This window comes from Citrobacter sp. RHBSTW-00570 (assembly GCF_013739755.1).
GTDB classification, from domain to species: Bacteria; Pseudomonadota; Gammaproteobacteria; order Enterobacterales; family Enterobacteriaceae; genus Citrobacter; species Citrobacter braakii.
Genome location: NZ_CP056399.1, coordinates 2,310,875 through 2,334,508, shown reverse-complemented (window position 1 = coordinate 2,334,508; position 23,634 = coordinate 2,310,875). Strand labels below are relative to the sequence as shown.

At 53.1% G+C, this 23,634-nt stretch carries 21 protein-coding genes; 7 read left to right on the top strand and 14 right to left on the bottom strand.

Annotated features, from left to right (window positions below; translation table 11 throughout):
* Nucleotides 1-111 precede the first annotated feature (111 nt).
* The 5 genes from narI to HV237_RS11055 all read right to left on the bottom strand — a co-directional run bounded on the left by narI (nt 112) and on the right by HV237_RS11055 (nt 8,562).
* A complete protein-coding gene (gene narI, locus HV237_RS11075) occupies nt 112-789 on the bottom strand; it encodes a respiratory nitrate reductase subunit gamma (protein WP_016153281.1) in 678 nt (225 codons plus the stop codon).
* Nucleotides 789-1,499 carry a nitrate reductase molybdenum cofactor assembly chaperone gene (gene narJ / locus HV237_RS11070; protein ID WP_047358963.1) on the bottom strand — a complete coding sequence of 237 codons (711 nt, stop codon included), beginning with the start codon at nt 1,497-1,499 and terminating at the stop codon, nt 789-791. The genes narI and narJ overlap by 1 nt, the downstream gene beginning before the upstream one ends.
* Entirely contained in the window at nt 1,496-3,034 is a 1,539-nt protein-coding gene (narH, locus tag HV237_RS11065; RefSeq protein WP_003833388.1) for a nitrate reductase subunit beta, read from the bottom strand. Before narH ends, narJ begins: the two co-directional genes overlap by 4 nt.
* Nucleotides 3,031-6,774 (bottom strand): nitrate reductase subunit alpha, encoded by a 3,744-nt coding sequence (locus HV237_RS11060; protein WP_047358964.1) that lies wholly within the window; start codon nt 6,772-6,774, stop codon nt 3,031-3,033. Before HV237_RS11060 ends, narH begins: the two co-directional genes overlap by 4 nt.
* Before the next feature lie 396 nt (nt 6,775-7,170).
* A complete protein-coding gene (locus HV237_RS11055) occupies nt 7,171-8,562 on the bottom strand; it encodes a NarK family nitrate/nitrite MFS transporter (RefSeq protein ID WP_181541820.1) in 1,392 nt (463 codons plus the stop codon).
* Between the two features lie 340 nt (nt 8,563-8,902).
* Between HV237_RS11055 and narX the strand changes: the two genes are divergently transcribed.
* Both narX and narL read left to right on the top strand, forming a co-directional pair.
* Entirely contained in the window at nt 8,903-10,699 is a 1,797-nt protein-coding gene (gene narX, locus HV237_RS11050) for a nitrate/nitrite two-component system sensor histidine kinase NarX (RefSeq protein WP_047358965.1), read from the top strand.
* Complete coding sequence (gene narL / locus HV237_RS11045) at nt 10,692-11,342, top strand: two-component system response regulator NarL (RefSeq protein WP_003020756.1); 651 nt, start codon at nt 10,692-10,694, stop codon at nt 11,340-11,342. Before narX ends, narL begins: the two co-directional genes overlap by 8 nt.
* A gap of 21 nt (nt 11,343-11,363) precedes the next feature.
* On the opposite strand, the gene HV237_RS11040 is transcribed toward narL, so the two are convergent.
* Nucleotides 11,364-12,749, bottom strand: a complete 1,386-nt coding sequence (locus HV237_RS11040; protein WP_072058794.1) for a YchO/YchP family invasin — start codon at nt 12,747-12,749, stop codon at nt 11,364-11,366.
* A gap of 175 nt (nt 12,750-12,924) precedes the next feature.
* Here HV237_RS11040 and HV237_RS11035 point away from each other — a divergent pair, with 175 nt between their 5' ends.
* Both HV237_RS11035 and HV237_RS11030 read left to right on the top strand, forming a co-directional pair.
* Nucleotides 12,925-13,278, top strand: coding sequence for a DsrE/DsrF/TusD sulfur relay family protein (locus HV237_RS11035; RefSeq protein ID WP_016156736.1), 354 nt, complete (start codon nt 12,925-12,927; stop codon nt 13,276-13,278).
* A gap of 262 nt (nt 13,279-13,540) precedes the next feature.
* A complete protein-coding gene (locus HV237_RS11030; RefSeq protein ID WP_003833405.1) occupies nt 13,541-13,786 on the top strand; it encodes a DUF1883 domain-containing protein in 246 nt (81 codons plus the stop codon).
* A 54-nt stretch (nt 13,787-13,840) separates the two neighbouring features.
* Here HV237_RS11030 and HV237_RS11025 read toward each other — a convergent pair whose 3' ends face one another.
* Complete coding sequence (locus HV237_RS11025) at nt 13,841-14,536, bottom strand: gamma-glutamylcyclotransferase (RefSeq protein WP_016156738.1); 696 nt, start codon at nt 14,534-14,536, stop codon at nt 13,841-13,843.
* A 196-nt stretch (nt 14,537-14,732) separates the two neighbouring features.
* On the bottom strand, nt 14,733-14,963 hold the full coding sequence (chaB, locus tag HV237_RS11020) for a putative cation transport regulator ChaB (RefSeq protein WP_016153288.1): 231 nt from the start codon (nt 14,961-14,963) through the stop codon (nt 14,733-14,735).
* 275 nt (nt 14,964-15,238) lie between these two features.
* On the opposite strand from chaB, the gene chaA reads away from it, so the two are divergent.
* Nucleotides 15,239-16,339 carry a sodium-potassium/proton antiporter ChaA gene (gene chaA, locus HV237_RS11015; RefSeq protein WP_016153289.1) on the top strand — a complete coding sequence of 367 codons (1,101 nt, stop codon included), beginning with the start codon at nt 15,239-15,241 and terminating at the stop codon, nt 16,337-16,339.
* Between the two features lie 152 nt (nt 16,340-16,491).
* Here the strand turns inward: chaA and kdsA are convergent, their stop codons facing one another.
* The 6 genes from kdsA to hemA are packed head-to-tail and all read right to left on the bottom strand — an operon-like array spanning nt 16,492 to nt 21,796.
* Nucleotides 16,492-17,346 carry a 3-deoxy-8-phosphooctulonate synthase gene (gene kdsA, locus HV237_RS11010; RefSeq protein ID WP_016156739.1) on the bottom strand — a complete coding sequence of 285 codons (855 nt, stop codon included), beginning with the start codon at nt 17,344-17,346 and terminating at the stop codon, nt 16,492-16,494.
* Nucleotides 17,347-17,381: 35 nt separating this feature from the next.
* Entirely contained in the window at nt 17,382-18,191 is an 810-nt protein-coding gene (gene sirB1 / locus HV237_RS11005; protein WP_003020775.1) for an invasion regulator SirB1, read from the bottom strand.
* A 2-nt stretch (nt 18,192-18,193) separates the two neighbouring features.
* On the bottom strand, nt 18,194-18,586 hold the full coding sequence (gene sirB2, locus HV237_RS11000) for an invasion regulator SirB2 (protein ID WP_016153291.1): 393 nt from the start codon (nt 18,584-18,586) through the stop codon (nt 18,194-18,196).
* Entirely contained in the window at nt 18,583-19,416 is an 834-nt protein-coding gene (prmC, locus tag HV237_RS10995) for a peptide chain release factor N(5)-glutamine methyltransferase (protein ID WP_047358967.1), read from the bottom strand. Before prmC ends, sirB2 begins: the two co-directional genes overlap by 4 nt.
* A complete protein-coding gene (gene prfA, locus HV237_RS10990) occupies nt 19,416-20,498 on the bottom strand; it encodes a peptide chain release factor 1 (RefSeq protein WP_016153293.1) in 1,083 nt (360 codons plus the stop codon). The genes prmC and prfA overlap by 1 nt, the downstream gene beginning before the upstream one ends.
* 41 nt (nt 20,499-20,539) lie before the next feature.
* Nucleotides 20,540-21,796: a glutamyl-tRNA reductase gene (gene hemA / locus HV237_RS10985; RefSeq protein ID WP_016153294.1), complete on the bottom strand. Its 1,257-nt coding sequence runs from the start codon at nt 21,794-21,796 to the stop codon at nt 20,540-20,542.
* A 211-nt stretch (nt 21,797-22,007) separates the two neighbouring features.
* Here hemA and lolB point away from each other — a divergent pair, with 211 nt between their 5' ends.
* Both lolB and ispE read left to right on the top strand, forming a co-directional pair.
* Nucleotides 22,008-22,631: a lipoprotein insertase outer membrane protein LolB gene (gene lolB / locus HV237_RS10980; protein WP_047358971.1), complete on the top strand. Its 624-nt coding sequence runs from the start codon at nt 22,008-22,010 to the stop codon at nt 22,629-22,631.
* A complete protein-coding gene (gene ispE, locus HV237_RS10975; RefSeq protein WP_047358968.1) occupies nt 22,628-23,479 on the top strand; it encodes a 4-(cytidine 5'-diphospho)-2-C-methyl-D-erythritol kinase in 852 nt (283 codons plus the stop codon). The genes lolB and ispE overlap by 4 nt, the downstream gene beginning before the upstream one ends.
* The last annotated feature ends 155 nt before the right edge of the window (nt 23,480-23,634 follow it).

The following is a 23,634-nucleotide window of genomic DNA, read 5'->3' as shown; positions in this document are numbered from 1 at the left end:
CGATCAAGCCTCAATTCGGGTCGGCAATTTGCCTGATGCACAATGCTTATCCGGCAATTAGTCGTAAAAAAACCCCGCCGGAGCAGGGTTTTGTCTTACACAGATAACCGATTAATGACGCGCACGAACAATCTGGTATTTGCGCGTCAGATATTCGACCGGAACGCTCCAGATGTGCACCAGACGCGAGAACGGGAACAACAGGAACAGCGTCATACCCAGGACCAGGTGCATACGGAAAATGAACGCGACGCCATCCAGATATTGAGATGCACCACCCTGGAAGGTCACCACTGTCTGCGCCCAGTTCACCAGCTTCATCATCTCGCTGCCGTCCATATGCTGGGCGGAGAACGGAATGGTCAGCAGGCCCAGCGCACACTGGATCACCAGCAGGGAGAGGATCAGAATGTCCGCTCCGGTAGTGGTCGCCCGCACACGTGGGCTGAACAGGCGGCGTTTCAGCAGCAGAACGCCGCCAATCAAACACATCACACCACTGGCACCACCCGCAAACATCGCCATCTTTTGTTTCACTTCAAGCGGCAGCCACGCTTCATACATCCAGTGTGGTGTCAGCATGCCAAGGAAGTGCCCGGCAAAAATCCCCAGGATCCCGATGTGGAACAGGTTTGACGCCAGGTTCATCCCTTTGCGATCCAGCATCTGACTGGAAGCCGCGCGCCAGGTATACTGCCCATAGTCATAACGCAGCCAACTGCCAATCAGAAAGACAGAACCCGCGATGTACGGATAGATGTCAAAGAAGAACGTATTCAGGAAGTGCATTATTGCTGTCCTCCGGTGGTGATATTCAGATACTGCGGCGCAACGGCCCCGGCAAAACGACGCTGGTGAGCGGAAATTTCCGACTCACCACACCCCTGATCGGCGAAGAATTTCACCTGCTCTTCTTCCCAGACCGCATCCAGGGCTTGTGGGGTATCGTCACGCGCTTCATCTGCAATTTTTTCAGCCACTTTATCGCTGTCGATAACGGTATTCGCCAGTTTTAACAGCAGATCGAACAGCACTGCATAACGGCTTTCACGCTGTTGCAAGCGAGCGCTGAGCAGCGCCAGAATCGGCGCAATATCCTGTAACCCCCCTAATGCTTCGCTTTTCGGCAACTGCGCAAGGTATTCCAGATACAGCGGCAGATGATCGGGAAGTTCGCGGCTGTCGAGCTGCAGACCGTGCTGTTCATACTGCCCCATCAGGTCAACCATAGCCTGACCACGATCGCGGGACTCGCCGTGTACATGTTCAAACAGCAACAACGAGGTGGCGCGGCCACGGTCAAACAGTTCGCTATAGCTTGCCTGCACATCCAGCATGTCCTGCGCGGTGAGATCGCGCAGGAAAATGCCCAGAGTCTGGGCATCCTCTTTATCCAGGTTTTCAGATGACGCGAGTGCATCGAAAAGTTCCTGCTGATGCTGCCACAAGGCAGCATCCGGGTACTCGAGCAGACGCGAAACAATGACAAGTTCAATCATTGGTGCGGCTCCGTTTTGCTGGTCACATCGACAGCGTCGATGCGGCGGCTGTTGAACAGATTGAATTTAGTATCAGAACCGTGGCAACCGTCACCGAAGGTAAAGCCACAACCGCTTTTCTCCGGGAACGCGTCACGTGCCAGTTCACGATGGCTGCTCGGTACCACGAAACGATCTTCGTAGTTAGCAATCGCCAGATAACGATACATTTCCTGTGCCTGCGCTTCGCTTAAGCCCACCTCTTCCAGCGCGCGGGTATCAACTTTACCGTCAACGGTTTCCGCACGTTTGTAGTGACGCATCGCCAGCATACGTTTCAGCGCCAACAGTACCGGCTGAGTGTCGCCTGCGGTCAGCAGGTTCGCCAGGTACTGAACCGGGATACGCAGACTGTCAACGTCCGGCAGAATACCGTTGCTGCCCAGCTCACCCGCATCGGCGGCAGACTGGATCGGTGACAAAGGCGGCACATACCAGACCATCGGTAGCGTGCGGTATTCCGGATGCAGCGGCAGCGCCAGCTTCCAGTCCATCGCCATTTTGTAAACCGGCGACTGCTGTGCAGCATCAATGACGCTCAGCGGAATACCATCTTTCAGCGCTTGTTCAATAACAGCCGGATCGTTCGGATCGAGGAACACGTCCAGTTGACGCTGGTACAGATCTTTCTCGTGCTCCGTGCTTGCCGCACTTTCGATCGCATCTGCGTCATACAGCAGTACGCCGAGGTAACGAATACGGCCTACGCAGGTTTCGGAACAAACGGTCGGCTGACCGGCTTCGATACGCGGGTAGCAGAAAATGCACTTCTCAGATTTCCCGCTCTTCCAGTTGAAGTAGATCTTCTTATACGGGCAGCCAGTGATACACATACGCCAGCCGCGGCATTTATCCTGGTCGATCAGCACGATGCCATCTTCTTCACGCTTGTAGATAGCGCCGCTTGGGCAGGTCGCCACGCACGCCGGGTTAAGGCAATGCTCACACAAACGCGGCAGATACATCATGAAGGTATTTTCGAACTGACCGTACATCGCCTTCTGCATGTTTTCGAAGTTCTGGTCTTTGGCGCGTTTTTCGAACTCGCCCCCCAGAATTTCTTCCCAGTTCGGACCGCTGGTGATTTTATCCATCCGCTGACCGGTGATCAGCGAACGCGGACGGGCAATCGGCTGCGCCTTACTGTCTGCTGGGGCGTTGTGCAACGTTTGGTAGTCAAAATCAAACGGCTCATAGTAATCATCCATGCCCGGCAGATGCGGGTTAGCAAAGATTTTACCCAGCAGCAGTGCTTTGTTACCCATGCGCGGCTGCAGCTTGCCATTGATTTTACGGATCCAACCGCCCTTCCATTTTTCCTGGTTTTCCCAGTCGTTCGGGAAGCCAACGCCAGGCTTACTTTCGACGTTGTTGAACCAGGCGTACTCCATACCTTCACGGCTGGTCCAGACGTTTTTGCAGGTCACTGAACAGGTGTGGCAGCCGATGCACTTATCGAGATTCAGCACCATGCCGACTTGTGAACGAATTTTCATTTTACGCTCTCCTGTACCTGGTCATTGCCTTCGCCATCCAACCAGTTAATGTTCTTCATCTTACGTACAACTACGAACTCATCGCGGTTTGAACCGACGGTACCGTAGTAGTTAAAGCCGTATGCCAGTTGCGCATAACCACCGATCATGTGAGTTGGTTTCGGCGTAATACGGGTTACCGAGTTGTGGATCCCGCCGCGCTGCTGGGTGATTTCAGAACCCGGCAGGTTAACAATACGTTCCTGCGCGTGGTACATCATGGTCATCCCGGCCGGCACACGCTGGCTGACAACTGCACGCGCCGTCAGCGCCCCGTTGCTGTTGAAGACTTCGATCCAGTCGTTATCTTCGATACCAAGATCCTTCGCATCAACTTCACTCATCCACACAATCGGACCACCGCGAGACAGCGTCAGCATCAGCAGGTTGTCGCTGTAGGTGGAGTGGATCCCCCATTTCTGGTGCGGCGTCAGGAAGTTGAGCGCTTTTTCCGGGTTACCGTTAGACTTCTCGCCGATCACCGCTTTCACCGAACGGGTGTCGATTGGCGGACGATACACCAGCAGGCTCTCACCGAAGTCACGCATCCACTGGTGATCCTGATACAACTGCTGGCGACCAGATAGCGTACGCCATGGGATCAGCTCATGAACGTTGGTATAACCGGCGTTATAAGACACATGTTCATCTTCCAGACCTGACCAGGTCGGACTGGAGATAATTTTGCGCGGCTGCGCCTGGATGTCGCGGAAACGAATTTTTTCGTCTTCTTTATTCAGCGCCAGATGCGTATGGTCACGACCGGTAAATTCACTCAGCGCCGCCCAGGCTTTAACGGCAACCTGACCGTTAGTTTCCGGAGCCAGCGTCAGGATCATCTCAGCAGCATCAATTGCGGTATCCAGCATCGGTTGGCCTTTCGCCGGACCGTCAGCCTTGGTGTAGTTGAGCTTACGCAGCAGATCCATTTCGCTTTGGGTGTTCCAGGCAATCCCTTTACCGCCGTTACCAATTTTTTCCATCAGCGGACCGATGGAAGTGAAACGCTCGTACGTTGCCGGATAATCACGCTCAACGGTCATGATGTGCGGTGCCGTAACACCTGGAATCAGGTCGCATTCCCCTTTTTTCCAGTCCTTCACGTCCAGCGGCTGCGCCAGTTCAGCGGCGGAGTCGTGCTGAATCGGCAGCGTAACGACGTCGGTTTCTTTACCGAGGTGGCCCACACAAACTTCAGAGAATTTCTTGGCGATGGCTTTATAGATTTCCCAGTCGCTCTTCGATTCCCAGGCCGGGTCAACGGCCGCAGACAGAGGATGAATAAACGGATGCATATCCGAGGTATTCATGTCGTCTTTTTCATACCAGGTAGCGGTCGGCAGCACGATATCGGAATACAGACAGGTACTCGACAGGCGGAAGTCCAGCGTAACGACCAGATCCAGTTTGCCGTCCAGTCCGTTATCCTGCCATTCCACTTCTTCTGGCTTCACGCCGCTCTGCTGGCCGAGATCTTTGCCCTGAATACCATGTTCAGTACCCAGCAGATACTTGAGCATGTACTCGTGGCCTTTACCGGAAGAACCGAGCAGGTTTGAACGCCAGATAAACAGGTTACGCGGATGGTTTTTACCGTTTTCCGGCTGCTCTGCCGCAAAGCGAATAGAACCTTCTTTCAGGGATTTAACGGTGTAGTCCACCGGCGTCATACCTGCTTTCTGCGCTTCTTTCGCGATATACAGCGGGTTAGTCCCTAACTGCGGCGCCGACGGTAACCAGCCCATACGTTCAGCGCGAACGTTAAAGTCAATCAAATGACCGCTATAGCGGGATTTGTCTGCCATTGGGGACAGCAGTTCCTGCGCAGTCACCGTCTCATAGCGCCATTGGCTGGAGTGGTTATAGAAGTAGGAGGTACTGTTCATATGACGAGGCGGACGCTGCCAGTCAAGAGCAAACGCCAGCGGTTGCCAGCCAGTTTGCGGACGCAGTTTTTCCTGCCCTACGTAGTGGGCCCAGCCGCCGCCGCTCTGGCCGATACAGCCACAGAACACCAGCATATTGATCAGGCCACGATAGTTCATATCGAGGTGGTACCAGTGGTTCAAACCGGCGCCGACGATAATCATCGAACGACCGTGCGTTTTATCTGCGTTATCCGCAAATTCACGGGCGATGCGTACAATCTGAGAACGTGATACACCTGTAATTTTTTCTGCCCACGCTGGCGTGTACGCTTTCACGTCATCGTAGCTGGTCGCGCAGTTTTCATCGTTCAGACCACGTTCCAGGCCGTAGTTGGCCATAGTCAGATCGTAAACGGTGGTCACCAGCGCCGTAGAGCCATCGGCCAGTTGCAGGCGTTTAACGGGCAATTTATGCAGCAGAATGTTTTCCAGTTCGACTTTACTGAAGTGCTCGGTACCTTCGCCACCAAAGTACGGGAAGCCCACTTCAGCGATATCATCCTGGCTACCCAGCAGGCTGAGCTGCAGTTCAGTTTCATCACCGGACGTGCCATCGCGCTGCTCAAGGTTCCATTTGCCTTTTTCGCCCCAACGGAAACCAATTGAACCGTTTGGCGCAACCATTTCGCCGTTGCTGTTGATAGCGACAGTTTTCCATTCCGGGTTATTTTCCTGCCCCAGAGAGTCAACCAGATCCGCAGCACGCAGCATACGACCAGCAGCATAGTAGCCGTCGCGCTCTTCGAGCATCACCAGCATTGGCATGTCGGTATAACGACGAACGTAGTCGGTGAAATATTGGCTCGGGTTATCGAGGTGGAACTCGCGCAGCATGACATGACCCATCGCCATTGCCATCGCCGCATCGGTTCCCTGCTTCGGAGCCAGCCACAGGTCGCACAGTTTGGCGATTTCTGCGTAGTCAGGAGTAATTGCTACTGTTTTGGTGCCTTTATAACGAACTTCAGTAAAGAAGTGCGCATCCGGGGTACGGGTCTGCGGTACGTTAGAGCCCCATGCCAGAATGTAGCTGGAGTTATACCAGTCGGCAGATTCCGGTACGTCGGTCTGCTCGCCCCAGGTCTGCGGGGAAGCTGGCGGCAGGTCACAGTACCAGTCATAGAAGCTCAGGCAGGTCCCGCCAATCAGCGACATATAACGTGCGCCGGACGCATAAGAAACCATCGACATCGCCGGGATCGGCGAGAAGCCTGCGACGCGGTCAGGACCATAGGTTTTGATGGTGTAAACGTTAGATGCGGCAATCAGCTCATTCACTTCCTGCCAGGAAGAACGAACGAATCCACCACGACCACGCGCTTGTTTGAAGCTTTTTGCTTTATCGGCGTCTTCGATAATGGATGCCCATGCATCTACCGGATCGCTGTGCAGTCTTTTTGCTTCACGCCACATCTTCATCAGACGTTTGCGCATCAGCGGGTATTTCAGACGGTTAGCACTGTAGAGATACCATGAATAGCTTGCACCACGCGGGCAGCCGCGAGGCTCGTGGTTGGGCATATCTGGACGAGTGCGTGGGTAGTCAGTTTGCTGGGTTTCCCAGGTCACCAGACCATTTTTCACATAGATTTTCCAGCTGCATGAGCCGGTGCAGTTTACACCGTGGGTTGAACGCACGATTTTGTCATGCTGCCAACGCTGGCGGTATCCATCCTCCCAGTCCCTGTTGGTATTGAGAAGCTGGCCGTGCCCATCGGCAAAGGTTTCGCCCTTCTGCTTGAAGTAGCGAAACCGGTCCAGGAATTTACTCATCGGTTTTCTCCTGTAGGAGCCTGACGGCTCTCTGATAAATCGACATTGCTTGATTGAGAGCGAAGGTAACGCTCTGAAAGGGCGTGAGAATTGATAACGATCAAGGCAGGCAGGGATGAAAATTAAGGGTCGATTTTCACATACCCCCTTAGTGGGATATCGATAAATCAATCAACATATTGAATTTTATTGAGTTTTTTAAACTCACTTATCATACAAATGTTAAATTCTTTATAAGTGGGTATTAAGGGGTATCCCCCCTGTTTAGCATATTACGAGCACCGTTCTAACAGGCTGTTGTCGCGTCACAATATAAAAGTATGTTGTAACTAATGGCGGGCAAAAAAAAGCGCGGTCTAACACCGCGCAATGGATAATCAACAGTTACTACTTTTTTTACTTTTTAGAATGACGTCCGTACACCGCCCAGGTGATAACCACACAGGCGACATAGAAGATCAGGAATACTTTCATCGCATCGACCGGAGAGCCAGTTAATGCCAGGGACGTACCGAATGCTTTCGGGATAAAGAAGCCGCCGATCGCACCAATAGCTGAGATAAAACCCAGCGCCGCCGCGGTGTCGGTCGCCGCCTCGCGCATCGCTTTCTCTTCTGAACCGCCTTCAGCTTTCACTCTGTCCATCGTCAGCTTACGAAAGATAACAGAGATCATCTGGAAGGTTGAACCACTCCCCAGACCAGCCGTCAGGAACAGCGCCAGGAACACCGCAAAGAAGGCGATAAAGTTGCCACCGACACCGTTTGATGACAGCGTCAGGAACAGTAAGGCACTGAAAATAGCCATCAGCACGAAGTTCACCAGCGTTACGCGGGTCCCCCCCAGTCGGTCAGAGATTGCGCCGCCTGCTGAACGAGCCAGAGCGCCAATCAACGGTCCAAAGAAGGCGTAATGCAGGATCTGTACCTCAGGAAACTGCGTTTTTGACAGCATCGCGAAACCGGCAGAGAAACCGATAAATGAACCGAAGGTTGCCAGATACAGCAGGCTCATAATCCACAGGTGCCCGCGTTTCAGCACCGGCAGCTGCTCTTTCAGCGAAGCTTTTGAGGTTGCCAGTTCATTCATACCAAACCATGCGGCCAGCGTTAATACAGCCAGGAACGGGACCCAAATCCATGCGGCGTTTGCCAGATACAGCTGCGTACCATCCGGTTGTTCAACACCCTGGCTGCCAAATGCGGCAAAGATTGACAGTGAAACCACCAGCGGAGCGACTAACTGCATCACGCTGACGCCCATGTTACCCAGACCACCGTTCAGACCCAGCGCGCCGCCCTGTTTCTGTTTTGGAAAGAAGAAGCTGATGTTTGCCATACTGGAGGCAAAGTTCGCGCCGGCAAAACCGCACAACAGCGAGATAATGATAAAGGTACTAAATGGCGTGGAAGTATCCTGCACCGCAAAACCTAACCATACGCAAGGAATGATCAGGATACCGGTGCTGAACGCCGTCCAGCGACGTCCACCAAACAGGGGGACCATAAAGGAGTACGGTACACGCAGCAGCGCGCCGGACACCGAAGGTAATGCCGTCAGCATGAACAGTTGTTCAGTGGTGAAATCAAATCCGACTTTCGGTAAGTTCACCGCCACGGCGCTAAATAACATCCACACGCAAAACGCCAGCAGCAAGCAAGGGACGGAAATCCACAGGTTACGGCTGGCGATTCGATGACCACGCTGCTGCCAGAAGGCGGGATCTTCCGGCCGCCATTCGGTAATTACAGCTCCAGATGCCCTTTCCGGGGCAGATGAGTGACTCATAGACACCTCTGATACTTGTTTCGATGCCTGCCACATTAGGGTTTACAGCTGGAGGTAAGTTGATATAAATCAAAGGAAAAGGTGTCATTATTGATGCCTGAAATTTATCATCATCCTAAATGAGTACATAACTTCGGTAAAAAAGATGTGGTTTTTCACGCTTCTGTCGTCCCCTACTCCCCCTCGTTTAGGATCTCTCCCTCTGGCGGCAATTAAGGGGTAGCCCGTTTGAGGTATGGGTATACTCCAGTGTATCGCCGAGAATAACGCCACTGCCTGCAGCAGAATCGTCATTCAATAAGGTTTTCGGTTTTACGAAAACCCGAAGGAACAAGTCACCATGTTTAAACGTTGTCTTTCCCCGCTTACGCTGGTCAACCAGGTGGCGCTGATTGTTTTATTGTCTACTGCCATCGGCGTGGCGGGTATGGCAGTCTCTGGCTGGCTGGTTCAGGGCGTTCAGGGTAGCGCGCATGCAATCAACAAAGCGGGATCGCTGCGCATGCAAAGCTATCGCCTGCTGGCGGCCATACCGCTGGACACCAACGATCAACCACTGCTGGATGAAATGGAGCAAACGGCGTTTAGCCCGGAATTGACGCGTGCCGCGCAGCGTGACGGACAACAGGCGCAGTTAAAAGCCTTACAGGATTACTGGCACACCAAACTGGCACCGGGGCTTGCGCATGCGCAAACGCCCGATGCGGTAGCGCAGGATGTCAGGCGCTTTGTGGGCGGACTGGATAAGCTGGTCACCGCCTTTGACCATACCACCGAATTACGCATTGAACGCGTCGTCTTGCTGCATCGCCTGATGGCCGTATTTATGGCGTTGCTGCTGGTCTTCACCATTATCTGGCTGCGCGTGCGCCTGTTACAGCCGTGGAAACAACTGCTGGCGATGGCGCGAGCCGTCAGTCAACGTGATTTTACCCAACGCGCACATATCAGTGGGCGTAATGAGATGGCAGCGCTGGGCTCGGCGCTGAATAATATGTCGGAAGAACTGGCCGAAAGTTACGCGGTGCTGGAACAGCGGGTACAGGAGAAAACGGCGGGTCTGGAGCACAAAAATCAGATCCTCTCTTTCCTGTGGCAAGCCAACCGCCGCCTGCACTCTCAGGTGCCGTTGTGCGAACGCCTCTCTCCGGTACTGAACGGCCTGCAAAATTTGACCCTGCTGCATGATATTGAACTGCGGGTCTATGACCTGGAAGATGAAGATAATCATCAGGAATTTACCTGCCAGTCCAATGTCAGCTGTGATGAGAAAGGCTGCCATTTGTGTCCGCGCGGTACGCTACCCGCCATTGACGGCGGTATCACGCTGAAATGGCGGCTAACCGATGCCCATACCCAGTATGGTATCCTGCTCGCGACTTTGCCGTACGGACGCCATCTCAGCCACGATCAGCAGCAACTGGTTGATACCCTGGTTGAGCAACTGACCGCAACGCTTGCACTCGACAGGCATCAGGAGCGTCAGCAGCAGTTGATCGTGATGGAAGAGCGTGCCACCATTGCGCGCGAACTTCATGATTCTATTGCACAATCGCTCTCCTGTATGAAGATGCAGGTGAGCTGTTTGCAGATGCAGGGCGATGCGCTTTCAGATAACTGCCGCGAGCTGCTCAGTCAGATTCGTAACGAGTTGAACGCCTCCTGGGCGCAACTGCGCGAGCTGTTAACGACCTTCCGTTTACAGCTGACGGAACCTGGATTAAGACCGGCGCTGGAAGCCAGCTGTCAGGAATACAGCGCGCGTTTTGGCTTTACGGTTAAGCTGGATTATCAGTTGCCACCGCGTCTGGTCCCTTCGCATCAGGCGATTCACCTGCTACAAATTGCGCGCGAAGCCCTGAGCAACGCCCTCAAACACTCTCAGGCCGATGAAGTAGTCGTGACGGTGGTGCAAAATGGTAAGCAGGTCAAACTAACAGTGCAAGATAACGGCTGCGGCGTACCGGAAAACGCCGAACGCAGTAACCACTACGGCATGATAATCATGCGCGACCGTGCGCAGAGCTTGCGCGGCGATTGCCGTGTACGCCGTCGCGAGACAGGCGGTACTGAAGTTGCTGTCACTTTTATTCCCGAAACAAACTTCACAGAAGTCCAAGGAGATACCCATGAGTAATCTGGAACCGGCAACCATCCTGTTGATCGACGATCATCCGATGCTGCGAACCGGTGTAAAACAGCTTGTCAGCATGGCGCCCGATATCACCGTTGTCGGCGAAGCCAGCAATGGTGAGCAGGGTATCGAGCTGGCAGAATCCCTTGATCCCGATCTGATCCTTCTTGATCTCAACATGCCTGGCATGAACGGTCTGGAAACACTCGACAAGCTGCGTGAGAAATCACTGTCAGGCCGTATCGTCGTGTTTAGCGTATCCAATCATGAAGAAGACGTGGTTACTGCACTGAAGCGCGGTGCCGACGGTTATCTGCTGAAAGATATGGAGCCGGAAGATTTGCTGAAAGCATTGCAGCAAGCGGCTGCCGGTGAAATGGTGCTGAGCGAAGCCTTAACGCCGGTTCTGGCCGCCAGCCTACGCGCAAATCGCGCAACGTCCGACCGTGATGTTACCCAACTGACGCCGCGCGAACGCGATATTCTTAAGCTCATCGCCCAGGGCCTGCCTAACAAGATGATCGCCCGCCGCCTGGACATCACCGAAAGCACGGTAAAAGTTCACGTGAAGCATATGCTGAAGAAAATGAAGCTCAAATCACGTGTTGAAGCCGCGGTATGGGTGCACCAGGAACGTATTTTCTGATAACGCGCGCATGCGTCATTGTTAACGAGGATCATTTTCCGAAACGGTAGTAAACGGTTCGGTCAGTGATAGCGTGATCTCATTGGAAGAGACACGCTGGCCCTGCTCATCTTCTACCACCACAGACAACCGCCAGCGGTTCGTCGCACCTTCTCTGCTGTCCCACTTCGGCATAATAATCGTCCAGCCCTGCGCGCTTCGGTTATTGCTGCCAGCCGTTAAGCTCAACGCCTGAGTATCGCCCTGCCACGTCAGGTGGCGGATCCCATGCAAACTACGCACCTGCAGCTTCAGCGCCACCGTCTCTCCCGGTTTGAGATCCCAGGGTGGCGTGGCCAAAAATACCGACAGCGTTTTACGCTGGCGATACTCCAGCGTCGGCAAACTGTTACGCTGCGGATCGTCATAACGACTGCCGCGCAGTGAACGACTGTTCGCCACCTCACTGACCATCAACTGTTTTTTTAACGGCACGCCAAAACGGTAACTAAGGGTTAAGCCGAGGTTATTCTGGCTGATGCCGCTTTCCCCCTGCTTATGCTGCGCTGTCACCGTGATCAGCGGCACCGGTGTATAGCTCAGCCCAAGGTTCACCGCCACCGGATTGTGATACCCGGTTCCCGAATGAAATAGATCCACCCGGTCGCCAAAATACTGTTCCACGCTGACGCTGGTATTGAGGTGTTGATAGAACGGCATCCGCATTTGCGCGGTCAGATCGTAGCCGCGGGCCATCCGTTGTTGCTGGGTTGCAAAACGATCCTGCCAGGAAGACAACGGTTGATAATAGTTAGCGGATAAGCGCAAATATTCGCCCCACGCCTCTGCGCCGAGGCCTCCGCGGGGCAGATTTTCATCCAGTAAGTTGTCATAAAAGGTGTTGTAACCCAGTAACCAACCGTCGCGTACCCAACGTTGCCCAATCCCCGCATTACTGACTAAGCCGTCTTCCTGTTGCGTCACTCCTAGCTGGCTCCAGGTAAGATAACGTTGGTTGTCCTGCCACGGCACAAACCAGCTTCCCCGACTCCCGGTAAAACTGCCTTCGTTATCAACTTGCAACCCGATGCTGGCGTTTCCCCAGGGAGAAAGCCAGGATTCCAGTTGCTGATTCACCTGTTCGCTGACCGTATCTCGCACCTGGCCAAACGCGAACTGCTTCGCCTGTTCACCGGTATCAAGCCCGTTATCAGTCATGCTGGCTTCACCAAACGCTTTGACCATTTCGGCAAAATGCTTTTCGCCTGCCCGCGACTCCGGGGCCATGCCAAGGTCGGGCAAGCCATCACTATTGTTATCGAAAGGGTTTTCAGCCTGGTGCACAAAGGACGACTGCGCGTTAGCAGTACCGCCTGCCAGCGGCAAGAGTGCGAATACAGCAAGAGAAGAACAGATAATACGGCTCAAATCGTTAGTGGTTTCTTACATCAATTAGCCACAGTGGCATACTTATCTTAAACCATAACGTTTTCAGCGTTGATTTTCAGCCCCTCCCCCTTTTTTCGGCATTATCCTGGCATTGAGAAATAGGTGTAACATACGTGTCGGTTATTAACGCTTACATGCAGTAACAGGAGTAAAAATGCAAAAGATAGTGATCGTCGCGAACGGAGCGGCTTATGGAAGTGAATCGTTATTTAACAGCCTGCGTCTGGCTATCGCCCTGCGCGAACAGGAAGCCGGTCTCGACCTGCGTCTGTTTTTAATGTCTGACGCCGTAACCGCAGGATTACGTGGTCAGAAACCCGCGGAAGGCTACAATATTCAGCAAATGCTGGAGATCCTGACTGCGCAAAATGTTCCGGTAAAACTATGCAAAACCTGCACCGATGGTCGTGGGATCACGGCGCTGCCGTTAATTGATGGAGTGGCCGTCGGCACGCTGGTAGAACTGGCTCAATGGACGCTGGCTGCAGATAAAGTGTTGACCTTCTGATACACCGTTTTCAGGCAAGCGCACTGAAAGTGTCGATAATTTCCGGATTTAATATTTGATGGGCGCGGTTTCGTTGAACGTTAGCACGCCCGTTCAACCCTTTTGAGGTGTTTTGTCACTTTTGTTTAATCGTTATGCCATTTTTTGATCAAAATCAGCATCCTGTTGCTCCCCCTTTGGTGTTATGCAATGAGTGAAATGTGAACAACATCACGCAGCACTTTCGACAGAAAGTACGTTGTTTTCAAGAACGGGGTGAAAAATGGCATTAGTGAAGGCAAGTTTAAAGTTATTTGGTGGCGATACGGTGGTTGTGCGCTGTTCCGAGCGCTGTCACATCCACCTGATGAGCGAAAAAAATCACGTCAAAGACACGCAGTCCGACATCTTAAGCGTGCAGGATCGTGATAACGCATGGTTGACCGTGCCCTATACCGGCGTCTGGAACGTGCTGATCGACAGCCACAGTCAGTCGCTTGAGCATTCGATAAGTTATATTGCAGCCTAAGCGTGACATGCCCGAAAAGCACCTGGCTTTCGGGCATACAATTCCACGCCGGGTTCAGGCAAACCCTGGCCGCATAACGCCTTCCGGCAGGTTCTCTCCCAACAATCGTTTGACCGTGATCACCAGATCATTAAGACAATCATCCTGCATCCCCAGCTTGACCAGCTCTTGTTCCAGCGAGAATAGATACTGGGCATTAGTGCCTAAAGGTCCGCTGGCCGCGGCAATAAGCGGCGCGATCACCTGCGCGCGCGTGTCTGACTCAAACAGCGGATGGCGCGGATCCATAATAAACACCAGCGCGTTCACCGTACGGCCGTCATCAAGCGCCAACTGGCACCAGGTCGGCAGATAGCATCCGGTGATCATTTCTCGCTTCCACAACAGAGAAAGCTCTTGTTCCAGCGACGCGTCCGGCAAGCGGTAGGCCACACCGGTGGTACGTCCGCCCTCTTTCAGGGCCAGCATGCGGCCTGGCTGACACGCCGTTCCTCGCCCCGCCGTCAGGCGCAGACAAAATGCACGGTGCCAGCCGACTAATGTGCCGGTACAGGACTCTTCAAACTCTAAGGCCGGGTTCCACATCAACGATCCATAACCGAAGATCCACACCGGTCCATCATCTGGTCGACAAGCGAGCGTGGCGGCCAGTGAGGCTGCACGTTGTTCCGCTGACCAGAGTAGTGATTCTTCAATAGCACCAAATGCCGTCTTACAGTCGGCATTCAATAAAAAATCACGCGTTAACACCTTACACCTCCGCCACTGCTGCTTCCCTGCGACAACTTTTTTGACGCCTTCCGGGCTTTTTTACTGCTCATTTTGAAACCAATAGCTGGACAATAGGCAATTCACCGCTCGCTTGCAAGCCAGTAACCGCGCGGCGTAGCACGATTCGCTAACGCCTGATGCAAGCGAGTTTATAAAGGCATTATAATTGATACTGTTACGTCTTTTTATGCCATTTACCATCATCACCTTTTTGGTAATCATTTTTAACCGCGGCCCACGCCACCTTATGTGCCGTCTCTTCTCGGGTGGCATCGTCACGGCGGTCAGATTTGTCTTTATACTGTTCCCAGGCGCTGTTGAAAGCTTCTTTATAAATGTCCTGAGCATGGGCTGGCAGAACGTGCTGCACGCTGTCAGGCAGATCGCTTTTAGATTTATAGGGCATTGTGAACTCCTCTTTTTAGGCTAAACCTTAAGTGTGGTTAACAATGCGGCGAGACGTCAATAATGGACATTTTTAGAAATTTTCTTTACCTAACCTTCTGTTAATTAAACAGTCTATAAACAAGAAATTGGTTTTTGGCCGCTTTGAGAGGGAAAACAGGTGATGTAGTAAAATTTCGTAAAATGTCACCTACAAAACCACGTTTTCTGTTATTTTTTACATTCTTTAATACTTTTTATAATTATAAATACCTGCAGAGATGGAGAATTAATGCAATGACACAAGCACATGAGGCGGTAAAAACCCGCCACAAGGAGACCTCTCTCGTCTTCCCGATTTTGGCGCTGGTAGTCCTGTTCTTCTGGGGGAGCAGTCAGTCACTACCAGTGGTCATCGGTATTAATGCGCTGGCCCTTATTGGTATATTAAGCAGCGCATTCAGCGTTGTCCGTCATGCGGACGTATTAGCCCATCGACTTGGCGAACCCTACGGGTCGCTGATCCTCAGTTTGTCCGTTGTTATTCTTGAAGTCAGCTTAATCTCCGCATTAATGGCAACCGGCGATGCCGCACCTACGCTCATGCGCGATACGCTGTATTCAATCATTATGATCGTAACCGGGGGTCTGGTCGGTTTTTCATTACTATTAGGTGGCCGTAAATTTGCCACTCAGTATATGAACCTATTTGGTATTAAGCAGTATTTAATCGCCCTGTTCCCACTGGCCATTATTGTACTGGTATTCCCGATGGCGTTGCCGGGGGCAAATTTCACTACCGCGCAGGCGCTGTTGGTGGCGTTAATTTCTGCGGCGATGTACGGCGTATTTTTGCTGATTCAAACTAAAACGCACCAAAGTCTGTTCATTTACGAGCATGAAGACGAGGGTGACGACGACGACCCGCATCACGGTAAGCCGTCAGCGCACAGCAATCTGTGGCACGCCGCCTGGCTTATCATTCATCTGATCGCTGTTATCGCCGTGACCAAGATGAACGCCAGCCCGCTTGAGACCTTGCTGACTGAACTGAATGCGCCAGTCGCATTTACGGGTTTCCTGGTCGCGTTACTGATCCTCTCGCCTGAAGGACTGGGCGCACTGAAAGCGGTTCTGAGCAATCAGGTACAGCGGGCAATGAATTTATTCTTCGGTTCGGTATTAGCCACAATTTCGCTGACCGTACCGGTGGTGACGCTGATTGCATGGGCAACCGGGAATGATTTGATGTTTGCGCTGGGAGCGCCAGAGATGATTGTGATGGTTTCATCACTGGTTCTGTGTCAGATCTCTTTCTCCACCGGACGTACTAATGTGCTTAACGGTGCAGCGCATCTGGCACTGTTTATCGCCTATCTGATGACAATATTTGCCTGATTATTATTTTAGACGTACCGCACGGTCCTCTTCAGGGCCGTTTTCTTTTCTGCCGATATAACACAATCGATGGCGCGTCTGGTGCCTGACGACGACCTTGACACCCTTTTCAAACAGCAGGCCGGAGGGAAACTCCGGCCTGTCACACTCATTTAGTTCTCGGTATCCAGCTCGTCGAAGCTTTTCACCAGGTCATCAATCGCTTTAATCTGCGTCAGGAACTGTTCCAGCTTCGCCAGCGGCAGCGCGGATGGGCCATCGCATTTCGCATTGGCTGGATCCGGATGCGCTTCAATAAACAGACCTGCCAGACCAACCGCCATACCGGCACGCGCCAGTTCGGTAACCTGCGCACGACGACCACCGCTTGCTGCGCCAAATGGATCGCGGCACTGCAGCGCATGGGTAACGTCAAAAATCACCGGTGAGTTGCCGGAGACTTTCTTCATCACGCTGAAGCCCAGCATGTCCACAACCAGGTTGTCATAACCAAAGTTCGCACCACGGTCGCACAGAATAACCTTATCGTTGCCGCCTTCATGGAATTTATCCACGATGTTGCCCATCTGAGCCGGGCTGATGAACTGCGGTTTCTTCACGTTGATTACGGCACCGGTTTTCGCCATCGCTTCCACCAGATCGGTCTGACGAGCAAGGAATGCCGGAAGCTGAATCACATCCACCACATCAGCAACAGGCTGTGCCTGGCTGGCTTCGTGAACGTCGGTGATCACTTTTACGCCAAAAGTCTGTTTCAGTTCCTGGAAGATTTTCATCCCTTCTTCAAGGCCCGGTCCACGGTAAGAGTGGATGGAAGAACGGTTGGCTTTATCAAAGGAGGCTTTAAACACGTAAGGGATACCCAGCTTTTGAGTAACGGTTACGTAGTGCTCACAAATGCGCATCGCCAGATCGCGGGATTCCAGCACGTTCATTCCGCCAAACAGCACGAACGGCAGGTCATTTGCCACGTTGATGTCGCCAATGCTAACCACTTTTTGTTTCATAGGATCGCCTTAAACGGTAGGTAAAGTGTGATTAATCAATGCAATACAATTTGTTTGTGCGAAATAGTATTAATTTGCGCACGAATCATTTCGCTGATCGGGTCTTCCGGACACTGTTCAACGAAATAACTTAAATCTGTCAGCGCAACATGTTCGCACTCGAGCTGCGCGTATATTAAACCACGATCGCGAATTTCATACGGATCTTCAGGATTAAACTGCAATAGTGCTTCACTGGCACGCAGCGCCAGCTCCATTTGCCGCTCTTCCATCAGTGATGATTTCAGCGTGTCGAGCAGTTTGCGGATCACTTCCGCGTTATCCGCTTCATCCAGGTCTTCATTAAACAGCTCCGCGACCGGGCTGATGTTCCCCTTCAACCACACTTCCAGCGTGTGCTCATTTAACGTTTCGCCATTGAATGGATTGATTAGCCACATTTCACCATCGAGCGACTCAATACGAAGGATCAGTTGCGTCGGGAAAATCACCGGTACCAGCGGCAGCTCCAGTCTGTTGGCAATCCACAATAAGATCGCCCCCAGAGACACGGCGCTACCCTGCCGATTTTTCAGTACCTGGTCAAGCCAGAGTGCATCAGAAAGACGATAGACGCCGTGGGTATCCGTAAATCCCCATTCGCCGTAAAAAAGTGCCAGCAGTTTTTCCAGTTGCTCATCCTGAGACAGGAGCTGGCTAATTTCTTCTTGCGCCAGACTGACCAGACGTTCCAGTTCGTCGTAGACAGTTTGTGTTGGAAAATCCAGACGGATAGACTCCGACGCCAGGATCATCCCATCACACAATGGCGCTTTATTAAATTCGAAATCAGCTAACGACCTCATGCTTACCCCAGTAACGGTATTTTTGTGGTGGCGAGTTTAATGATGATGTACAGCACCACCAGCGCCAGCGGAAATGCGACTAATCGCGCCTGCTGACTGCGCGCCCGACGATAATCGAGCGCAATAAAACCCAAAACGATGTAAATGATAACCCCAAACAGCTTTTCAGTCAGCCATGTCCCGTGCTCAGTGAATGGCAGGATGTGCGCTTTAACCATTAACGCCACGCCGCTGAGTAATAAAACAGTATCCACAACCGGTGGCACAATGCGCGTCCAGCGTGCGCAGGCAAGACGCGAGTCGGTGTAACGCCACCAAAAACGCAGCGTCAGCAAGCCAACGGAAAGCGCAATACTGATGAGATGAATGTTGAGTAACACACTGAAGGTACTCATGATGGGATGCGTCCAAGCGTAATTCGCTCGTTGCCGCCATAATCACGGCAGGTTTCAACCGCCTGGTAACCCGCACGAGTAAAGACGTCCCGGACGGCCTGCCCCTGCTGCCAGCCATGTTCCAGCAACAGATAGCCGCCGGGCGTTAACACGCGCTGAGACTGGTCAATGATATGCACAATATCCGCCAGTCCCCGATCGCCCGCCACCAGTGCCGACAGAGGTTCAAAGCGTACATCGCCTTGCGCCAGGTGCGGATCCTGTTCGTCGATATACGGCGGATTGCTGACAATCATGTCAAACTGCTGTCCCTGCAAAGCGCTGAACCAGTTGCTTTGCAGCACGCAAACATTGTCGATGCCCAGATGCTGTTTGTTGCGAGTGGCCAGCGCAACAGCATCCGGCATGCGGTCAACCGCCGTTACCGCGCAATCCGGACGTTCGGTTGCCAATGCCAGCGCAATGGCGCCCGTGCCGGTTCCCAAATCGAGAATGCGGCACGCTGACGCCGGCAGGCGAGCCAGCGCCTGTTCCACCAGACACTCAGTATCCGGACGAGGGATAAGCGTAGCCGGAGACACAAACAGCGGCAGCGACCAGAACTCCCGCACGCCGGTTAAATGCGCCACCGGCTCACCCCGCTGACGGCGCTCCAGTAATGTGCCGAGCTGTTGACGCTGCGCCTCGGTTAACACCGTTTCACCAAAAGCCAAAATAAAGGTGCGTCCCTTACCGGTAACAAACTCGAGCAAAATCTCGGCGTCACGGCGCGGGCTTTCACTTGCCTGTAATTGGCTTATCGCTTCACGCAGCCAGTGCTGATAATCCATTAATCCTGCTCGGACAACGCCGCCAGTTGGTCGGCCTGGTATTCCTGGACAATCGGCTCAATGAGCATATCCAGTTTGCCTTCCATCGCTTCATCCAGACGGTAGAGCGTCAGGTTAATGCGGTGATCGGTCACGCGACCCTGCGGGAAGTTATAGGTACGGTTGCGATCGCTGCGATCGCCACTGCCCAACAGATTGCGACGCTCAGAGGCTTCTGCCTGTTGACGTCTTGCCACTTCGGCGGCACGAATTCGCGCCCCCAGCACCGACATCGCTTTCGCTTTGTTTTTATGCTGCGAACGTTCGTCCTGGCATTCCACTACGATACCGGTCGGCAAGTGGGTAATACGGATTGCGGAGTCGGTGGTGTTAACGTGCTGACCCCCTGCGCCTGATGAACGGAAGGTATCAATACGCAGATCGGCCGGGTTGATGTCCGGCAGTTCGGCATCCGGCAGTTCCGGCATGACCGCGACCGTACAGGCAGAAGTGTGAATACGGCCCTGTGACTCCGTCGCAGGTACTCGCTGCACGCGATGCCCACCGGACTCAAATTTCAGTCGACCGTACACGCCTTCGCCGCTAATTTTGGCAATGACTTCTTTAAACCCGCCATGTTCGCCTTCGCTGGCGCTCATGATCTCTACCCGCCAGCGACGCGATTCAGCGTAACGGCTGTACATGCGGAATAGATCGCCGGCAAACAGCGCGGCCTCATCACCACCGGTTCCCGCACGCACTTCGAGGAAGGCGTTACGTTCGTCATCAGGATCTTTAGGCAACAGCAGAACCTGCAGATGTTGCTCCAGCTGCTCGCATTTATCTTTTGCTTCACGCAGTTCATCCTGCGCCATTTCACGCATTTCAGGATCGTCGAGCATCATCTGAGCCGTCTCGATATCTTCCTGAACCTGTTGCCAGTCCGTAAAACAGCGAGATACATCGCTTAATTGCGCATATTCGCGCGACAGTGCACGAAAGCGTTCCTGGTCTGCGATAGTACCCGCATCCCCGAGCAGCGCCTGAACTTCTTCATGGCGTTCATGCAGGGCTTCCAGTTTGGCAACGATAGAAGGCTTCATAGGCGTAAATGCACCCTGTAAAAAATAAGATTGGTGTGCTGCTACTCCAGCCCGAGGCTGTCGCGCAGAATATTCAGGCGTTCACTATCCCCGTCACGGGCGGCCTGTTGAAGTGATTTGGTTGGTGCATGGATCAAGCGGTTGGTCAGTTTCCAGGCCAGATCCTGCATAATGGCTTGCGCATCACCACCCTGTTGAAGAGCGGCCAACGCTTTGGCAGTCAGTTCATCACGGATCTGTTCTGACTGACTGCGATACTCGCGGATAGTTTCACTTGCGCCCTGAGCGCGTAGCCAGGCCATAAATTCGCTGGTTTCCTGCGCCACAATGGTTTCGGCTTCCACGGCCGCCGCTTTGCGCTGGGCCAGGTTATGCGAAATGATGCTTTGCAGGTCGTCAACGCTGTACAGATAGGCGTTGGACAACTTACCCACTTCCGGCTCGACATCGCGCGGTACGGCGATATCCACCAGCAGCATAGGTTGATTACGGCGATTTTTAAGCGCGCGCTCCACCATTCCTTTGCCGATAATCGGCAGCGGGCTGGCGGTAGAACTGATAATAATATCGGCATCCTGTAAACGCGCGTCGATATCACTCAGCGAAATCACTTCGGCGCCGACTTCATCCGCCAGCACTTGCGCCCGCTCGCGGGTACGGTTGGCGATGATCATCTTCTTCACTTGATGCTCACGCAGGTGTCGCGCCACCAGCTCAATGGTTTCGCCTGCGCCCACTAACAGCACGGTCACCGTGGAGAGCGATTCAAATATTTGCCGCGCCAGCGTACAGGCGGCAAAAGCCACGGACACGGCGCTGGCACCGATGTCTGTTTCTGTACGTACACGTTTAGCGACAGAGAATGATTTCTGGAACATGCGCTCCAGCGCACTGGCGTTCAGGTGACCTTTTTGCGAATCCGCAAAAGCTTTTTTCACCTGCCCCAGAATCTGCGGTTCACCAAGCACCAGCGAATCCAGACCGCTGGCAACACGCATCAAATGGCTGACGGCGTCGTTGTCCTGGTGCCAGTACAGGCTATTGCGCAAGTCTTCTTCATTAAGATTATGGTAATCGCACAGCCAGCGAACCAGCGCTTCTTGCAGGTTATCCTGCTCTTCAACGCTGAGATACAGTTCCGTACGGTTACACGTCGACAGCACCACCCCGCCCTGCACCATTGGCTGCGCAAGCAGGCTGTCCAGCGCCTGATCGAGCGTATCCGGCGAAAACGTTACGCGTTCTCGCAGCGATACAGGTGCCGTTTTATGGTTAATACCAAGCGCTAAAAGGGTCATGTGTGCGGGAATAGTACCAGCGTTGATAAGGTTAGACTGGGTGCATCATACAGGATGCGTGCGGTCAATAAAAGAGACTGCCCCCTTTTGGAGTAATAGCTTAGTGCACAAATTTGAGCGATTTAAGATAACTTGAACGTAGACGATGTATGATGGCGGCGCTAGCATTAAGAGTTATAACTGCAACGTATCTCAAGGATTTGTCATCATTATGACCCTGCCTGATTTTCGCCTGATTCGCCTGCTGCCGTTGGCGGCCCTGGCTCTTACCGCCTGTACGCTCAACGCGCCGAAAGGTCCCGGCAAAAGCCCTGACTCTCCACAGTGGCGCCAGCACCAGCAGGAAGTACGCGCCCTGAACCAATATCAGACGCGCGGTGCGTTTGCGTATATTTCCGATCAACAGAAAGTCTATGCCCGCTTTTTCTGGCAACAAACCGGACAGGATCGCTATCGTCTCCTGCTGACCAATCCCCTGGGCAGCACTGAACTGGAACTCAATGCCCAGCCGGGCAACGTCGAACTTGTCGATAACAAAGGCAAGCACTACACCGCTGACGACGCCGAAGAGATGATTGGTAAGTTGACCGGCATGCCTATTCCATTGAACAGCCTGCGCCAGTGGATCCTTGGCCTGCCGGGAGACGCCAGCGATTACAAACTCGACGACCAGTATCGTCTGAGTGAAGTGAACTACAGCAAAGACGGTAAAAACTGGAAAGTGGTCTATAGCGCCTACGACAGCAAAATTAAGCCTGCGATGCCGGCAAACATGGAACTGTCCGACGGCGATCAGCGTATTAAGCTGAAAATGGATAACTGGATTGTGAAATGATGACCCACTGGCCCTCTCCGGCAAAACTGAATCTGTTTTTATACATCACCGGGCAGCGTGCGGACGGTTATCACACTTTGCAAACGCTATTCCAGTTTCTTGATTATGGCGACACGTTAGGTATTGCGCTGCGTGGCGACGGCGAAATCCGCCTGTTAACGCCGGTGGAAGGCGTTGCACATGAAGATAATCTCATTGTCCGTGCGGCGCGCTTGCTGATAAAGGCGGCGTCTGAAAGCGATCGCCTTCCCAAAGGGAGCGGCGCCGACATCAGTATCGAAAAACGCCTGCCGATGGGCGGCGGTCTTGGCGGAGGTTCGTCTAATGCAGCTACCGTCCTGGTGGCGCTGAATCACCTTTGGCAGTGCGGACTTTCGGTTGATGAACTGGCAGGACTCGGCTTAACGCTGGGGGCGGACGTTCCCGTATTCGTGCGCGGCCATGCGGCCTTTGCTGAAGGCGTAGGTGAAATTCTGACCCCGGTCGAGCCAGAGGAAAAATGGTATCTGGTCGCCCACCCGGGAGTCAGTATTCCGACGCCAGTGATTTTTAAAGATCCCGACCTCCCGCGCAACACGCCAAAAAGGTCAATAAAAACGTTACTAAAATGTGAATTCAGCAATGATTGCGAGGTTATCGCAAGAAAACGTTTTCGCGAGGTTGATGCGGCGCTTTCCTGGCTGTTAGAATACGCGCCGTCGCGCCTGACTGGTACAGGGGCTTGTGTCTTTGCTGAATTTGACACTGAGTCTCGTGCTCGCCAGGTGCTTGAGCAAGCCCCGGAATGGCTCAAAGGCTTTGTGGCGAAAGGTGTCAACCTCTCCCCATTGCACAGAGCGCTACTCTAAATCATTCGGGTTTCAGGAAGATGGCGAAATATGCCAGCACACATGAAACGTGAAAGATGACGAGTAAGCCGGGCAAGCTGAGTTGCGGTGACAACGTCACCCTGTTCCAGACGTTGCATCGCGCTCTTTAATACACCGCATGGAGAGGATACTGC

What these genes read in the sequence shown, in the direction of transcription:
- narI (WP_016153281.1), bottom strand. Translation starts at nt 789, where the DNA reads ATGCACTTCCTGAATACGTTCTTCTTTGACATCTATCCGTACATCGCG.
- narJ (WP_047358963.1), bottom strand. Translation starts at nt 1,499, where the DNA reads ATGATTGAACTTGTCATTGTTTCGCGTCTGCTCGAGTACCCGGATGCT.
- narH (WP_003833388.1), bottom strand. Translation starts at nt 3,034, where the DNA reads ATGAAAATTCGTTCACAAGTCGGCATGGTGCTGAATCTCGATAAGTGC.
- HV237_RS11060 (WP_047358964.1), bottom strand. Translation starts at nt 6,774, where the DNA reads ATGAGTAAATTCCTGGACCGGTTTCGCTACTTCAAGCAGAAGGGCGAA.
- HV237_RS11055 (WP_181541820.1), bottom strand. Translation starts at nt 8,562, where the DNA reads ATGAGTCACTCATCTGCCCCGGAAAGGGCATCTGGAGCTGTAATTACC.
- narX (WP_047358965.1), top strand. Translation starts at nt 8,903, where the DNA reads ATGTTTAAACGTTGTCTTTCCCCGCTTACGCTGGTCAACCAGGTGGCG.
- narL (WP_003020756.1), top strand. Translation starts at nt 10,692, where the DNA reads ATGAGTAATCTGGAACCGGCAACCATCCTGTTGATCGACGATCATCCG.
- HV237_RS11035 (WP_016156736.1), top strand. Translation starts at nt 12,925, where the DNA reads ATGCAAAAGATAGTGATCGTCGCGAACGGAGCGGCTTATGGAAGTGAA.
- HV237_RS11030 (WP_003833405.1), top strand. Translation starts at nt 13,541, where the DNA reads ATGGCATTAGTGAAGGCAAGTTTAAAGTTATTTGGTGGCGATACGGTG.
- chaB (WP_016153288.1), bottom strand. Translation starts at nt 14,963, where the DNA reads ATGCCCTATAAATCTAAAAGCGATCTGCCTGACAGCGTGCAGCACGTT.
- chaA (WP_016153289.1), top strand. Translation starts at nt 15,239, where the DNA reads ATGACACAAGCACATGAGGCGGTAAAAACCCGCCACAAGGAGACCTCT.
- kdsA (WP_016156739.1), bottom strand. Translation starts at nt 17,346, where the DNA reads ATGAAACAAAAAGTGGTTAGCATTGGCGACATCAACGTGGCAAATGAC.
- sirB1 (WP_003020775.1), bottom strand. Translation starts at nt 18,191, where the DNA reads ATGAGGTCGTTAGCTGATTTCGAATTTAATAAAGCGCCATTGTGTGAT.
- sirB2 (WP_016153291.1), bottom strand. Translation starts at nt 18,586, where the DNA reads ATGAGTACCTTCAGTGTGTTACTCAACATTCATCTCATCAGTATTGCG.
- prmC (WP_047358967.1), bottom strand. Translation starts at nt 19,416, where the DNA reads ATGGATTATCAGCACTGGCTGCGTGAAGCGATAAGCCAATTACAGGCA.
- prfA (WP_016153293.1), bottom strand. Translation starts at nt 20,498, where the DNA reads ATGAAGCCTTCTATCGTTGCCAAACTGGAAGCCCTGCATGAACGCCAT.
- hemA (WP_016153294.1), bottom strand. Translation starts at nt 21,796, where the DNA reads ATGACCCTTTTAGCGCTTGGTATTAACCATAAAACGGCACCTGTATCG.
- lolB (WP_047358971.1), top strand. Translation starts at nt 22,008, where the DNA reads ATGACCCTGCCTGATTTTCGCCTGATTCGCCTGCTGCCGTTGGCGGCC.
- ispE (WP_047358968.1), top strand. Translation starts at nt 22,628, where the DNA reads ATGATGACCCACTGGCCCTCTCCGGCAAAACTGAATCTGTTTTTATAC.